Origin of the sequence: Streptomyces sp. NPDC058683 (genome assembly GCF_042716195.1) — a bacterium.
In the GTDB taxonomy this organism is placed as follows: Bacteria; Actinomycetota; Actinomycetes; order Streptomycetales; family Streptomycetaceae; genus Streptomyces.
This window is the reverse complement of record NZ_JBHXSK010000016.1, coordinates 49,980-65,085: the sequence shown is the minus strand read 5'-3', so window position 1 is coordinate 65,085 and position 15,106 is coordinate 49,980. Positions and strand designations below refer to the sequence as shown.

The 15,106-nt window shown below is 71.5% G+C and carries 9 protein-coding genes; 5 read left to right on the top strand and 4 right to left on the bottom strand.

Translation table 11 applies throughout. From position 1 onward, the window contains the following. Positions 1–22 precede the first annotated feature (22 nt). The 4 genes from ACFWXC_RS19190 to ACFWXC_RS19175 all read right to left on the bottom strand — a co-directional run bounded on the left by ACFWXC_RS19190 (position 23) and on the right by ACFWXC_RS19175 (position 6,047). Positions 23–1,441: a hypothetical protein gene (locus tag ACFWXC_RS19190; RefSeq protein WP_384480133.1), complete on the bottom strand. Its 1,419-nt coding sequence runs from the start codon at positions 1,439–1,441 to the stop codon at positions 23–25. Further along, complete coding sequence (gene pelF, locus ACFWXC_RS19185) at positions 1,438–2,955, bottom strand: GT4 family glycosyltransferase PelF (RefSeq protein WP_384480131.1); 1,518 nt, start codon at positions 2,953–2,955, stop codon at positions 1,438–1,440. Before pelF ends, ACFWXC_RS19190 begins: the two co-directional genes overlap by 4 nt. 113 nt (positions 2,956–3,068) lie before the next feature. Continuing rightward, a complete protein-coding gene (locus ACFWXC_RS19180; protein WP_384480129.1) occupies positions 3,069–5,201 on the bottom strand; it encodes a hypothetical protein in 2,133 nt (710 codons plus the stop codon). A 318-nt stretch (positions 5,202–5,519) separates the two neighbouring features. Further along, positions 5,520–6,047, bottom strand: a complete 528-nt coding sequence (locus ACFWXC_RS19175) for a hypothetical protein (protein WP_384480127.1) — start codon at positions 6,045–6,047, stop codon at positions 5,520–5,522. Positions 6,048–6,555: 508 nt separating this feature from the next. Here ACFWXC_RS19175 and ACFWXC_RS19170 point away from each other — a divergent pair. The 5 genes from ACFWXC_RS19170 (at position 6,556) to sbnB (ending at position 15,088) form a co-directional block, all read left to right on the top strand. After that, positions 6,556–6,717, top strand: a complete 162-nt coding sequence (locus ACFWXC_RS19170; RefSeq protein WP_382532001.1) for a hypothetical protein — start codon at positions 6,556–6,558, stop codon at positions 6,715–6,717. A gap of 410 nt (positions 6,718–7,127) precedes the next feature. Further along, positions 7,128–9,710, top strand: a complete 2,583-nt coding sequence (locus tag ACFWXC_RS19165) for a Pls/PosA family non-ribosomal peptide synthetase (RefSeq protein WP_384480125.1) — start codon at positions 7,128–7,130, stop codon at positions 9,708–9,710. Between the two features lie 13 nt (positions 9,711–9,723). After that, entirely contained in the window at positions 9,724–12,975 is a 3,252-nt protein-coding gene (locus ACFWXC_RS19160; protein WP_384480123.1) for an amino acid adenylation domain-containing protein, read from the top strand. 41 nt (positions 12,976–13,016) lie between these two features. Further along, a complete protein-coding gene (locus tag ACFWXC_RS19155) occupies positions 13,017–14,021 on the top strand; it encodes a TauD/TfdA family dioxygenase (RefSeq protein ID WP_384480121.1) in 1,005 nt (334 codons plus the stop codon). Next, positions 14,018–15,088, top strand: a complete 1,071-nt coding sequence (sbnB, locus tag ACFWXC_RS19150; protein WP_384480119.1) for a 2,3-diaminopropionate biosynthesis protein SbnB — start codon at positions 14,018–14,020, stop codon at positions 15,086–15,088. Before ACFWXC_RS19155 ends, sbnB begins: the two co-directional genes overlap by 4 nt. The last annotated feature ends 18 nt before the right edge of the window (positions 15,089–15,106 follow it).

Sequence of the window (15,106 nt, the reverse complement as noted above, 5' to 3'; positions counted from 1 at the left end):
TGTGGTTCATGGGGGGTGTGATTCATCCGTGCGGGGCGGGGCGGCCGAGCAGCACCAGCGCGCCGGCCGCGAGACACAGCGCGGCGGCGCCGCAGCACAGCGGCAGCGCGAGACCGGCCCCGGGGAGGTGGAACAGGGAGAACGCGCCGGCGACGGTGGCGGCGGTGAGACAGAGCGCGGCCGACGGCCAGGCCGCGCCGAACGCCTGGAGCAGCAGCGCGGTCCACAGGGTGGCCGCGAGCAGCAGCAGGGCGGCCGGAGCGGCGCCCGTGAGCAGGGCGGCGGGCAGCAGCGGCGCCAGGTAGAGCAGCAGGCAGAGGGCGAGGATGCCGGCGGAACGCAGCAGGAACGCGGCGGGCGTGGCGGTGGCGCGCAGCGCGCCGACCGACAGCCCCCGGTAGCGGTACAGCAGCCACTCCGCGGGCCCCATGCTCACGGTGAGCACGATCACCGCGTACGGCTCCTCACGCCCCTCGAGGAGCACCAGCACCCCGGCGGCCAGCCCGAACAGGCCGTACGGCAGGGACCACAGCACCTTGGGCCGGTGGCCGCCGGTGACGGCCGGGACCGAAAGGGTCCGCCACAGGACCCACCCGGTGACCGCGAGCGTCGCGGCGAGGGCCAGCAGCGGAAGCCCGGCCCGCAGAAGACGGCCCGGCTCCCACCAGGGCAGCACGACCGCACCCGCGATCAGCGGGCTGAGCGCGGCCAGCAGCAGCCGTTCCCGGGCCAGCACCAGCAGCACGCCCGCGGCCGCCAGGTACAGCGACTGGGCCGCGGCGGCCAGGACGACCCGGCCGCCCCCGGAGACCAGGGCGGCGGCACCCGTGGCCAGCACCGCCCCGACCGGCGCGCCGAGCAGCAGGGTACGGCCCGCCTCGTGCCGTCCGGTCGCCATCCGCAGATGGGCGCGGTGACCGAGGGCCTGCCCCCACGCCCAGGAGACCAGCCCGGCCACGATCAGCGCGGGCGCGTGCCCGGCCGCGTTCCACAGCGGAGCGGTGAGCAGATACGCCAGTCCGGGCAGGGCGAACAGCACGCCCCGCAGCAGACAGCGCACGGTGTCCGGGCGCCACGGGTCGGCCGCGGGCGCGGGTTCCGGGAACGTCCTGGGCACCCGTTCATAGAGCGCCGAGGCGAGCGAGAACAGGTTCGGGTGGCCGTACCGCTCGTTGATCAGGGCGGCGGACAGGCCCTCCGACTCCAGCAGCGCGGCCACTTCGTAGGGGTGGACGGCGGGGCCTATCCGGTCGGCGAGTTCGGCGGCGAGTTCGCTGACCGCGTCCTCGTCCGGGCCGCGCCGGGGGAGCCGGATGGTCAGCGTGGTGTCGTCGAGGGCCCAGCGCGGCCGGCGGCGGGGCGCCGGCCGGGGCTCGGCCAGCCGCAGGGCCAGCGTGTCCTGTTCGGAGCCGCCGGGTTCGAGGGATATCGGTCCGCTCACAGGGCCACGCTCCCGGTGACGGACGCGGCGGGCAGCTCGGCCGGGGCCGCCGGCTCGACCGCCGGCTCCCGTGCGAGGTCGGGCAGTTCGAGGTAGATGGCGCGGAAGGTGTCGATGGTCTGCCGGAGCGTGAACTGCTCGATCACCCGCAGCCGGGCCGCCTCGCCCATCGCCCGGCGGCGCGCCGGGTCGCCCAGCAGCTCAAGCGCGGCCGCGGCCATCGCTGCCGGGTCGCGGGGCGCGACGACCAGCCCGGTGTCGCCGACCGCCTCCCGGACCCCGCCGACGTCCGTGGAGACGGTGGCGCGCCCGCAGGACATGGCCTCGATCAGCGTGAACGGGAAGCCCTCGCTGATGCTGGAGAGCATCACCACGTTGCCGGCCGCGTACGCGTCCTTGATGTCGTCGACACGGCCCTCGAAGGTCACGGCGTCGCCATGGCCCAGTTCGGCGGCCAGGGCCTTGCAGCGCTCCCGGTAGGCCTCGCCGCCCCGGGGTGTCCCGCCGAACAGGCGCAGCCGCGCCTCCGGGACCCGGGCCCGGACCAGGGCGAAGGCCCGGATCAGGGTCTCCAGGTCCTTGATGGGGTCGACCCGGCCCGCCCAGCTGAGGGTGGGCACCTCCGGCTCCGGTCCGGCCGCCGGGAACGCGGCCGGGTCCACGCCGTTGTAGACGGTACGGATGGCCTCCGGATCGGCGCCGCCCTCCTCCTCCCAGAGCCGGTTGTAGCGGTTGCCCGGGGTGATCAGGGCCGCCTTGCGGTAGGACTCGCGGGCCAGCAGCCGGAAGAACCCGAGCACGACCGCCTTCACCGGCCAGCGGTAGGGCGCGGTCCGGTAGCCGAGATACCGTTCCCGCAGGTAGACGCCGTGCTCGGTGAGCAGCAGCGGGACCCCGTGCTGTTCCAGGGCGGCCAGGCCAGGCAGCGCGGCGACGCCGCCGCTCACCGCGTGCGCGACCCCGCTCTCGGGCAGCGGAGCGGTCAACGGGCGCAGGGCGTGCTCCAGGAGGGCGGTCGCGGTGAGCGCGTCGTGCAGGGTGGGCCGGGCCTCGCGCACGGCCAGCCCCGGCCGGTTCCACAGCGAGGTCAGCACGGTGATCGCGGTGTCGGCGCGCAGGAACGGGCTGAGCGTGCCGTCGGCCGCGGCCCGGGCCATGGCGTACAGGGCGGGCGGGAAGCCGTCCTCCTCCCGGGGGTCGAGCAGCGCGGCGAGGAACCGGGCGTAGGTGTCGGCGAGTTGGCGGCGGTCCCGGCCTCGCGGCGCACGGCCCTGTGGCGGGTCGCCCCACATCGGCACGGACCACACGTTCGAGACGTGCGCGGGCAGGTCCCAGACGACGGGTTCGCGTCCGGTGCCGGTGACGGCGACTATGTCGAAGTCGATGTCGGGCATGCCCTGCACCAGTTGGTCGCACCAGACGCTGACGCCGCCGTGACTGTGCGGGTAGGTGCCTTCGGTGAGCAGGGTGACGCGCGTAGTGCGGGTGCTTGGCGCGCCGTAGGGAAGGGGCATCGGTGTGCTCCACGGCCGAGGTGTGGGGTGGTCGTGCCGGTCCCGGCCGCTGTGCGGGCGGCCGGGACCGCGGGTCTGTTCTCGCTTCGGTCGCTGGTACTGCGGAGCGCTGTTCAGTCGCCGACGGTGGCGGGTACCGACTCGGTCACACCCGCCGGGACCCGGGTGTCGGGTGCGGGATCCGTGGCCGGGGCGGTGGAGTCGGCCGCCGTGACCGCCGGGGCGGCGGTGGTGGCCGGCAGGGTGAGGCCGATCGGTTCGCCGGCCGAGGGGGTCCAGCCGGAGACGGCGCCCGCGTACGCGGAGCCGAACGCGGTGCCGGCCACGGTGGTCCCGGTCGGCAGGGTCGCGGTGACCTCCAGGCCGGCCGGCGCGTCGACGGTCACGGCGTCGCCGATGCGATAGGCGGTGACCTGGCCGGCCTGGAGCGCGGCCTGCCAGTCCGCCCGGCGCTTCAGCTCGGTCCCGATGTCCTTCAGCCGCAGGTTCACCACGGGGGTGTCGTCCGCGAACAGGGCCCGGTAGCCGTCGAGTACGCCGTCCAGCACCGGGTAGGCGATGCGGTCCTCGGCCAGGTTCGACTGGTGGATGTAGTGCGGCCGGGGGTCGTTGGACAGCACGTGTCCGAGGGCGATCCGGGTCTCCAGCGGCACGATCTGGCCGGTGTAGCCGGTGCTGGTGTCCAGCGGCTGCGACAGACAGGTGGTGGTCGCCGGGTTGTCCTCGCAGATACCGCTGCCGCCCTGGGCGCGGCTGGTGTAGAGCCAGTTGTACTCGTCGACCTCCTCGGAGGCCTTGCCCGCGTTGTAGAAGACGTTCATCGGGTAGCGGGGGACGGTCTCGGCCGCGCCGATCTGCCGCTGCTGCGGATCACGGGAGTTGTCGGAGCCCAGCCAGTCGATGCCGTTGGCGGCGAGGGCGGGCGCCAGGTTCGGGTTGTCGTCGGGCTGCTGCGGCAGCACCCGCATCCCGGAGTGCTCACCGGTGACCAACTCGTCGTTCTCCAGGGGGAGTCCGTTGGTCTGGGCCCAGACGCGGTTGGTGGCGATCTCGTCGGAGATGTCGTTCTCGCCGACCCACTTGGTGCTGCCGTCGGCGTTGGTGTCGCAGACCCACGGCACCACGGTGGTGTTCTGCACACAGCCGAGGAAGGCGTGCGTGTAGGTGTGGTTGATCCAGCGGAAGTCGTTCTTGTCCGCGATCAGCCGGTCGGCTAGCTGGTCGACGCCGTTGTTGTCCTCGCGCTGGTCGACGCTGCCGGAGCCGTTGAAGGCGAGGTCGAGGGTGAAGTCCTTGCTCTGCTCCCAGGCCACCGCGTGGTCGACGTCGGCGGACGTCATCCGGATCGGGTCGGGCGTGGCGTTCGGGTCGGTGCAGTCGACGTCGCCGGGCGTGCAGTTGAGCTCGGTGTTCCAGCGGTCGTCGGCCGCGAACAGGTCGTCCACGTGCACCGCGAAGTAGTTGCGGGAGGCGCCGAGGTGCACCCCGCCGGTCATCCACTCGACGATGCCGCGGGAGAGCAGCCGGAACTGCTCCTGGTACTGGTTGTAGACGAAGGTGACGACGAGCTCGCGCCGGCCGTCGTGCCGGTACTCGCCGACCAGGGAGCCCTTCGTGGACTGGCCCGGGATCGTGGCCTCGACGTAGGGGGTGAAGTCGGCGCCGGCCGCCGGCTGGGCCAGGTAGGCGTAACTCTCGCCCACGGAGGGGTCGTTGTCCTCGAAGGGGACGGTGCCGTCGAGGTAGCCGAAGGGGCCCGCCTTGCCTGCGTCGGTCACGTCGGCCTGCGCGCCGTCGAGGCTGCCGGAGTAGCCGGTGCTGCCGACCGGGTACTGCAAACCGGCTTCTGGACGCGCGTAGGTATAGGCATCGACCTGGGGGATCTGGTAAGTCTGTTCGTAGGCTGTGAGTGCGGCCATCTCACTGGAGCCGGTCGCGAACGGATTGTCGTTGGGCAGCACCACGGCCTGGAACCTGGCGCGCGGCCGCCCGTCGACGGTATCTGCCAGGAAGGCCGCGTCGATGCTCTGCCGTCCCGACCGGGTCAGGTCGATTTCGGTGAACGGCGTTCCGGCATCGGTCAGTTCGGCTGCGATGGCGTCGGTCGACGGCCCCCCGTCACTGACCACCAACACCCGCAGGTCGATTCTGGGTGCGTCGTCGGCATGGGCCGCGCCGGCCGGCAGGCCGAGCGTGGCTATGAGCGCACCGACCGTGAGCACGGCCGTGCGTATGGTCCGCTTCATGCGGTGAAGTCCCCTCCCCGGGAAGGGGTGAGTACGGCTCCGTAGAGCGGACGCACCCCCTACGCCGACGCCGGCTTCCCCCTGAGAGGCCAGTTCGTCGACGCATCCGTCGCGTCACATAGTGATGCCTGTGTGTAGCTTTCGTGGTCGTGTTGCGAAACATGACGGAAAAGAGCAGGCGACCAACAGGCCTCCGATGGAACCGAGTTACCTGATTTTCCGTCCGCGGTGCAGGCCGGGACCTCTCTGGGGGAGAGAGCGCCCGGCCCCGGACCATTGGCCGATCACAGACCTTTTCAGGTCAACCCCGACAGACCGTCAGGCGCACAGGACGCGCGTCTCGGGTGTGTAGACCGGGCCGCCGCTCGTGCTCGTGGAGTCGCTGAACTCGGCGTAGAAGTACGAGTAGAAGCCGATGTTGCCGTTGCAGCCGGAGTCGGCGGCGACGCTCAGCGTCAGCGTGACGGTGCGGCTCTGCCCGGGCGGGACGGTGGCGCCGTAGTCGGTGCCGAGGTTGGTGGGCCCGGTGCCGGAGCAGGCGGTGCTGGTGCCGTCGGCCGCGGCCAGGCTGCAGCCGGTGAAGCTGTACTTCAGGTCGGGGCGCTGCGTGGTCAGGTAGGTCGGGTCGATCGTCTGGTACACGAACCAGATGTCGTACGTCTTGTTGTTGGTGATCGTCATCGACAGGTTCACCGTGCCGCCGGGCGTGGTGGTCGCGGCGTTCGTGGCGAAGGTGAGCTCGGCCGGTGCCGGGTCGGCGCTCGCGCTGGGGGCCAGCCCGAAGACGGCGAGGGCGAGGGCGAGAACGGCACCGAGGCCGAAGCGTCTCATCAGTGGTGATCGCATGGCCGGGAGGCTAGGCAGCCGGAACGCGGGACGTCTCCTTCGGGCGACCGGACGGGCACACTAAGTGACTGAAAGCGCGCGCATCGTGAAGGACATGTAACTAGTGCGTGAAGGTGTCGTCGCCGGGTCGAACGGGCACGTGACCGGCGTGCACCGGAGCGGCCGCCCGGCCCGGCGCCGGGCACCGCCCCCGCCCTTGGGGCGGTCGTTATTGGCGTGTACCGGACGCACCGAACGTCCCTCCCGCCCCTCCGCCTCCCGGGGAATCTCGGCCATCCGCCGATTTCCGGCCCCGCCCACCCCCACGCCGGTGGTGCGCCGCCCGGAGGTCCGGCACGGGGAGCCGGACTCGGGCGCGTCAGTCGTCACGACCGGCCGGAATGATGTCGAAACGATGTGTATACGCATGTGCCGCGCCCGCATGACCCGGCCCGGTACGGGGCATTCGGCAATCATGAAAGACGCGCCTGTGGTGGTGCAGCCGCCGGGCCCCGACGGTGGCAGGCGGGTGACCATCCGCGGAGAGTATGTCGGCACCGCGTATCACCTGCTCGATGTCGTCGAGTTCCTGCGCCGGGCCGGGCTGCCCGAGGCCAATACGACGGTCGACGACCCGGACCTGATCGAGTGGCGCGGCATCGGGCCGAAGGCCTGGACGGCCGCCGGCTGATCCGCGGCGCGACCTGCTGCCGGGAAGTGGCCCGCTGCCGCGAAGTGTCGTGCGCGGAGCCGTGGCCCGGCACGCCGACGCGGCCGCACGGCCGCGGTGACCGAGGGGGTGGCCGGCCGACGGGGCGGTCGGCCCGACCCGACGTGTGAGCGGATCGGTCACCGTGACGCCGTGATGCTCGTTTTTCCGATGCGGTCGCAGCCCGAGGGGTGCGCGCCGCCGCTTGGGGGACCGCCATGTGGGTGAACCGCGTCGCACCCGTCCCGGCCTGAATCCCGGGGGATCCGGCCCGGCGAATCATTCTTTCCGAGCAGTTAAATCCATGGCAAAAGTGGCAGACGTAGATCTCTCTGGACAAACTGAATCCGCCGGTTCGTGATCAGGAACATCCACGTTCTCCAGGAGATCGCATGGTGGAACAGTCCTCCGAGGTCGTTTCGGAGCCGGATGAATCCGTCGTCGCGTTGAGCGACACCGGCCGCAGGGGGGCGGAGACCGAGCGGCGACTCGCGCGGGCACTGGCCGACCTCCTGGGCGCCGAGAGCGTTCCGGTCGACGGCCACTTCTTCACCGACCTCGGCGCCAACTCCCTGGTCATGGCCCAGTTCTGCGCACGAATACGCAAGACCGCGGATCTGCCCTCCCCGTCCATGAAGGACATCTACCGGCATCCCACGATCCAGAGTCTGGTCACGGCGCTCGGGGATGCCACGCCCGCCCCCGCCGGTCCTGCGGACGCCCCGTCCCCGGCGGCGCCCCCGCCGCCGGCCCCGGTGACGCGCGGGAAGCGGCGCACCCATCTGCTCTGCGGAACCGTCCAGCTGCTGGTCTTCCTGGGCTACTCGCTGGTCTCCGGATTCGTCACCGCCGCGGGTTACGAGTGGATCGCCGCCGGTTCGGGCCTGGCCGGAATCTATCTGCGGTCGGTGCTCTTCGGAGGCATCGCGTTCGTGGTGCTGTGCACCTTCCCGATCGTCGCCAAATGGCTGCTGGTCGGCCGCTGGCGGCCCGGTGAGTTCCCCGTCTGGGGCCTTGCATATCTGCGCTTCTGGCTCGTCAAGGTGCTGATCCACGCCAATCCGATGGTCTTCCTCGCCGGGACCCCGCTGTACGTGCTGTACCTGCGGGCTCTGGGCGCACGGATCGGCAAGGGCGTCACGATCCTCTCCCGCACCGTCCCGGTCTGCACCGACCTCCTGACGATCGGCGCGGGCACGGTGATCCGCAAGGACGCGTTCCTCCTCTGCTACCGGGCCAGCGCGGGACACATCCAGACCGGCCGGATCACCCTCGGCGACGACGTCCTCGTCGGCGAGAAGACCGTCCTGGACATCGACACCGCCATGGGCGACGGTGCCCAGCTCGGCCACTCGTCCGCCCTGTACCGCGGCCAGGCGGTCCCGGACGGCGAGCACTGGCACGGATCCCCGGCGGAACCCACCCGGGTCGACTACGCCAGGGTCGATCCTGCCCCGTGCGGCACCCTGCGCCGGGCCTGGTTCGGCTTCGGCACGCTGACGCAGCTGTTCCTCCTGTACATCCCGCTGGTCGTCGGCGGTGCGTACATGCTCTTCACCGAGGTACCGGCGATCGGCACGCGACTCGACCCGCAGTCGGCCGCGCTCAGCCCCTCGGAACTGCTCCCCGACGCCCTGGTGCTCTCCCTCGTCCTGTTCTTCGGGTTCGTCGTCCTGGGACTGCTGGTCCTGTGCACCGTTCCGCGTCTGGTGGGTCTGTTCCTCAGGCCCGACAAGGTCTATCCGCTCTACGGCTTCCACTACGTGCTGCAACGGACCACGGCCCGGATGACGAACATCAAGTTCTTCGCGTGGCTCTTCGGCGACAGCTCGTACATCGTCCACTATCTCCGCGGCATCGGATACGACCTGTCACGCGTCGAGCAGACCGGCTCGAACTTCGGCACCGAAGTGCAGCACGAGTCTCCCCTGCTGGTCACCGTCGGCAGCGGAACGATGGTCGCCGACGGCCTCTCCGTCCTCAACGCGGACTTCTCCAGCACGTCCTTCCGGTTGTCCAGGGTGGTGATCGGGCCGCACAACTTCCTGGGCAACAACATCGCCTACCCGGCGGGCGGCAGGACGGGCGACAACTGCCTGCTGGCGACGAAGGTGATGGTTCCCCTCGACGGCGAGGTCCGGCAAGGAGTGGGCCTCCTCGGCTCACCGTGCTTCGAGATCCCCCGCACGGTGGACCGCGACACCCGGTTCGACCACCTCAGAGCCGGCGACACCCTGCGCCGCCGGCTCGCCGCGAAGAACCGCTACAACCTCCGCTCCATGGCGGGCATGCTGCTCGTGCGATGGCTGCACACCTTCGCGCTCACCCTGCTCGGACTCGCCTCCGTGGACCTGTACGGCGTGGTCGGGCAGGTGGTGATCGGCGGATACCTGGCCTTCACGCTCGCCTTCTCCGCCGCGTACTTCGTCCTCGTGGAGCGCTGCATCGCGTCGTTCCGAGCGCTGCGCCCCCGGTTGTGCTCCATCTACGACCCGTACTTCTGGTGGCACGAGCGGCTGTGGAAGGTCCCGGACCACTACCTCAACCTTTTCAACGGCACCCCGTTCAAGACCCTGGTCTGGCGGCTGCTGGGGGTCCGCATCGGCAGCAGGGTGTTCGACGACGGCGTCTACATGACCGAGCGGACACTCACCACCATCGGTGACGAGTGCACCCTCAACGCCGGCAGCAAGATCCAGTGCCACTCGCAGGAGGACGGCACCTTCAAGTCGGACGTCACCACGCTCGGCACCGGCTGCACCCTCGGCGTGGGCGCCCATGTGCACTACGGCGTGACCATGGGCGACGGCTCGGTGCTGGCGCCCGACTCCTTCCTCATGAAGGGCGAGGAAGTCCCCCCGCACGCACAGTGGGGCGGCAATCCCGCGGTGGACATGCCGGAGAGCGGCAGCGGGCCCGGTGCCACCGGCGGGACCACGTCAGCAGCCAACGCCACCACGGCGACCGTGAGTTGAGGAAGGCCATTCGATGGGAACGCGCGTGGAATCGGACCGGGAGTTCTGGAGCCGGGTACTGACCGCCGGCGGTGCCACCGCCGTGCCGCGGTGGGCTCCGCAACCGGTTCAGGGTGCGGCCGAGCACGAGATACCCGTGCCGGACGACACGGCCGAGGCGGTGCGGGAACTGGCCGGGCAGCGGCGCCTGCCGGTCGGCACGCTGATGCTGGCCGCGCACCTCAAGGTGCTGGCCGTGCTCTCCGGCGAGGCGGAGGTGGTCACGGGGTACACCACCGGCGCGGACGGCGAGCCGCTGCCGTGCCGGGCATCCGTCCCCGCCGGGCCCTGGCCGGCCCTGCTCACGGCCGCTCGCGACGCCGAGGCGGAGGTGCTGGCCCACCGCGATTTCCCGGTGGCCGAGCTGCGGCGGGAACTCGGGCTGACGGAGCCGCCGTACGAGGTCGTGTGCGGGCCGGCGGAAGCCCACGGGACCCATGCCGGCGACGGTGTCCTGCACGTGCGCTGGTCCGACCGGGACGGACGGCTGACCCTGCGCCTGCGGTACCGCACCGACGTGCTCGACGCCCGGACCGCCGCCCGTATCGGCGGCTACCACCTGACCGCGCTGCGGCTGATGACCGCCGAACCGGACGCCGACCACACCCGGCAGAGCCTGCTGTCCGCCGAGGAGGAACGCGAGCAGCTGGAAGGCCTGACCGGGCCCGCCCGCCCGCTGCCGGACGCGCGGGCACACGAACTGTTCGAGCAGCGCGCCCGGACGCATCCGCAGACGGTGGCCGCCGTCCACGGCGAGCGGCAGTGGACGTACGGCGAACTCGACCGGCGGGCCAACCGGCTGGCGCGCGCCCTGCTGGCCAGGGGCCTGGGCCGGGAGGACGTCGTCGCCGTCGTCACCGAGCGCAACCTCGACTGGCTGGCGGCCGTGCTGGCGGTGTTCAAGGCGGGCGGCACGTATCTGCCGATCGAACCGCACTTCCCGGCCGGCCGGATCACGGCGACGCTCTCCCGGGCGGAATGCCGGCTGGTCCTGACCGAGTCCGGCAGCACCCACACCCTGGACGAGGCGCTGGCCACCCTGGAGGGCGTCGAGAAGCTCCTGACGGAGACGGCGTACGCCGAATCGCACGCCGACGACGGCCCCGGCATCCGGGTCGACCCCGGTCAACTCGCCTACATCTACTTCACGTCCGGCTCCACCGGTGAGCCCAAGGGCGCGATGTGCGAGCACGCGGGCCTGCTCAACCACCTCCACGCCAAGATCGACGACCTGTCGATCGGCGAGGGAACCGTGGTGGCGCAGACCGCCCCGCAGTGCTTCGACATCTCCCTGTGGCAGCTCATGGCCCCGCTGCTGGTGGGCGGCCGGACCCTGCTCGTCGAGCAGGACGTGATCACCGACGTGGAGCGGTTCGTCGGCACCCTGGAACGCGGCCGGGTCGGCGTGGCCCAGCTCGTGCCGTCCTATCTGGAGGTCGTCGTCTCCTATCTGGAGCGGCACCCGCGGATGCTCCCGGACCTGCGCTGTGTGTCGGTGACCGGCGAGGCGCTCAAACGGGAGCTGGTCCAGCGCTGGTTCGCCGTCCAGCCGGGCATCGCGCTGCTCAACGCCTACGGGCTGACGGAGACTTCGGACGACACCAACCACGAGGTCCTCCGGGAGGTACCCGAACGGGTGCTGCTGGGGCGGCCCGTCAACAACGTACGCGTCCATGTCGTCGACGAGCACCTGTCGTTGGTACCGCTGGGCGCCCCCGGACTGATCGCGTTCTCCGGCGTCTGCGTGGGCCGTGGGTACGTCAACGATCCCGAACGCACCCGGGAGGCGTACCGGACGGACCCGTACCGGCCCGGTGAACGGCTCTACCTGGGCGGGGACTGGGGCCGCTGGCACCCCGGCGGCAAGCTGGAGTTCCTCGGCCGCCGGGACAACCAGGTCAAGATCCGCGGCTTCCGCATCGAGATCGGCGAGATCGAGAACTCCCTGCTACGGGTGGACGGGGTACGGGACGGCGCGGTGGTTGTCGCCGAACGGACCGGCGGCGGCAAGCAGTTGATCGCCTTCTACTCCGGCGACGAGCAGGAGCCGGAGACCTTGCGCAAGGCACTCGGCGCGGCCCTGCCCGGCTACATGGTGCCCTCTGCCTTCCACTGGCAGGACAGCCTGCCGCTGACCGCCAACGGCAAGATCGACCGAAAGGCCCTGACCGCCCTGGCCGAGCAGTCGGCACCGGACACGGAGACCGCGGACGACGCCGCCCCGCTCAGCCCGACCGAACGGCGGCTGGCCGCGGCCTGGGCCGAACTGCTGGGGGTGCCCGAGCGGCGGATCGGCCGCACGGACCACTTCTTCGACGCCGGCGCCACCTCCCTCACCGCGGTCAAACTCAGCCTCGCCCTCGACCGTGCGGTGTCCCTGAAGGACATCACCCGGCACCCGGTCCTGGCCGACCTGGCCGCCCTCCTCGACGGCACGGCCCGGCAGCGCCCGGAGCTGCTGGTGCCCCTGTCGGGCGGGAGCCGCGCCTCGGAGTGCGCCCTGGTCTGCTTCCCGTACGCGGGCGGCAACGCCGTCAACTACCAGCCGATGGCGAGCGCGCTGGCGGGCAGCGGCCTGCCGGTCCTCGCCGTGGACCTGCCCGGCCACAACCTGGCCGCGCCCCCCGAAACGTTCGCGTCGATCGAGCAGGTGGCCGAGCGGACCGTCGCCGAGATCACGGACCGCGGCCTGACCCGGGTCGTGCTGTGGGGCCACTCCTCGGGGACCGCGGCGGCCGTCGAGACCGCCCGAAGACTCCAGCAGCGGGGCGTGCACGTGGCCCGGGTCTTCCTCGCGGCACAACTGCTCGGCACCGCCAGGGACCGGTTCACCGCCATCGTCGAACTGACCGCCGCCGGCGACGCCGAGATCGCCGAGCGGCTGACCGCGGACGGCGGCTACGCGGAACTCGTGGAACTCGACGCGCCGCACGCAGAACACATCGCCGCCGCCTACCGCCACGACTGCGTCGCCGCGCACCGCTACTTCCACCAGGCCCTCGAGGCCCCGCCGCCGGTCAAACTGACCGCGCCGGTCTCGGTGGTCGTCGCCGCCGACGACCCGCACACCGCCGGCCACGCCCAGCGCCACCGGGACTGGCAGCTCCTGGCCGACCACGTCGACCTCCACGAACTCGCCGACGGGGGCCACCACTTCCTGCGCACCCGTCCGGCCGAGACGGCACAGGCCGTCCTGAACACCGTCCTCCCCCTCGCCTCCTCCTGACCCCCGTCACACCCCAGGCGGTCGACCGAAAGGAAACCGAGATGCCGTTCTCATCCCTGGCATCACCACTCGACGTGGAGCTGCGGCCGGACAAACCGGCACTGCTGTGCGTCGATCCCCCCGACGACGCCCCCAGGTGGACGGCCGAGCACCGCGAGGCGCTGCGCGCACAGGTCACCGAGCACGGGGCGCTGGTCGTCCGCGGCCTCGGACTGCGCGACGCCGGCCAGGCCGGTGCCGTCTTCGCCCGGCTGGCCGGTGACCTCATGACGGAGCGGGAGGCCTTCGCCCCCCGCGAGGCCCACGGCCGGGGGCTCTACTCCTCCACGCCCTGGCCGGACAACCAGCCCATGTGCATGCATCACGAGCTGAGTTACCAGCAGCAGGTGCCCGGCCTCATGCTGTTCGCCTGTCTCACCGCGCCCCAGCAGGGCGGGGCGACGGCGGTGGCCGACGCCGAAGAGGTACTGCGGGCGCTGCCCACCGGGCTCACCGAACGGTTCGAGCGGGAGGGCTGGATCCTGACCCGCAGCTACAACGACGAGATCGGGGCGAGCCTCGCGGAGTCGTTCGGCACCGCCGACCGCGCCGAGATCGAGCACTACTGCCGTACGAACGCCATCAGCTGCACCTGGCAGCCCGACGGGACGCTGCGCACCGAGCAGCGCCGCCCCGCCGTGGTCCGGCACCCGGTCACCGGCCGGCGCTGCTGGTTCAACCAGATCGCCTTCCTCAACGAGTGGACGCTGGACCCGGAGGTACGCGAGTACCTGCTCGACGTCTACGGCCCGGACGGGCTGCCGTTCAACACCCGTCACGGCGACGGCTCCCCGATCGACGAGGACGTCGTCCGGATCGTCAACAGCACCTACGAGGCGCACACCAGGCGCGAACCCTGGCAGGCCGGTGACCTGCTGCTGGTGGACAACATCCGCAGCGCGCACAGCAGAGAGGCGTTCACCGGAGCGCGCCAGGTACTGGTAGGCCTGGGCGAGCCCCTGCGGCCTGTCGACGACTGCCCGGCCCTGGAGGCGAGCGAGCGATGACCGACACCCTTTCGAACGCCACCCGGTCCGCGGTCCCCGACGGGCCCGCCGTGCCGACCTTCGCGGTGATCACCGGTGAGCAGGTGCAGCAGGCGCTGAGCGGCCGCGAGAAACAGCTCGTGGAGCTGGTCGAGACCGTCTACCGGCTGCACGACGCGGGAGACTCGGTCAACCCGCCGTCGTACTTCCTGCGTTTCGCCGACCGCCCCACCTCGCGGATCATCGCGCTGCCGGCCTCCCTCGGCGGGCCGGTCCAGGTGGACGGCCTGAAGTGGGTCTCCAGCTTCCCGGAGAACGTGAGTGCCGGGCTGCCGCGGGCGTCCGCGGTGCTCATCCTCAACGACCACGACACCGGCTACCCGTTCGCCTGCCTGGAGAGCTCGATCATCAGCGCCTCCAGGACGGCGGCCTCCGCGGCGCTCGCCGCCGACTGGCTCAGCCGCAACCGGACCCGCCCCACCCGGGTCGGATTCTTCGGTACGGGGCTGATCGCCCGTTACATCCACACCTTCCTGGCCGGCACGGGCTGGGACTTCGACGAGATCGGCGTGCACGACGTGTCCGCCGACAGCTCCGCCGGGTTCTGCGGCTACCTGCGGGAGACCGGCAGCACCGCGCACATCACCGTCCACGACACCCCCGAGGACCTGGTCCGCGCCAGCGACCTCGTGGTCTTCGCCACCATCGCGGGCCGGCCGCACGTGACCGACCAGGCCCTGTTCGCCCACAACCCGCTGGTCCTGCACGTCTCCCTGCGCGACCTCGCCCCGGAGATCCTGCTGGGTTCGGCCAACTTCGTCGACGACGTCGAGCACTGCCTCAAGGCCGACACGTCGCCCCACCTGGCCGAACAGCTCAGCGGCAACCGTGACTTCCTGAACGGAACCCTCGGCGACGTCATGGCCGGACGGGCCGCGCCGCCGGCCGACCGACCGGTGATCTTCTCGCCCTTCGGGCTCGGCGTCCTCGACCTCGCCGTCGGCAAGCACGTCTACGACGAGGTGTCCCGGGCGGGGGACCTGCGTCTCATCGATGACTTCTTCCACGAACTGCGTCGGTACGGCTGAGGCCGTGGTCCTCGGCCC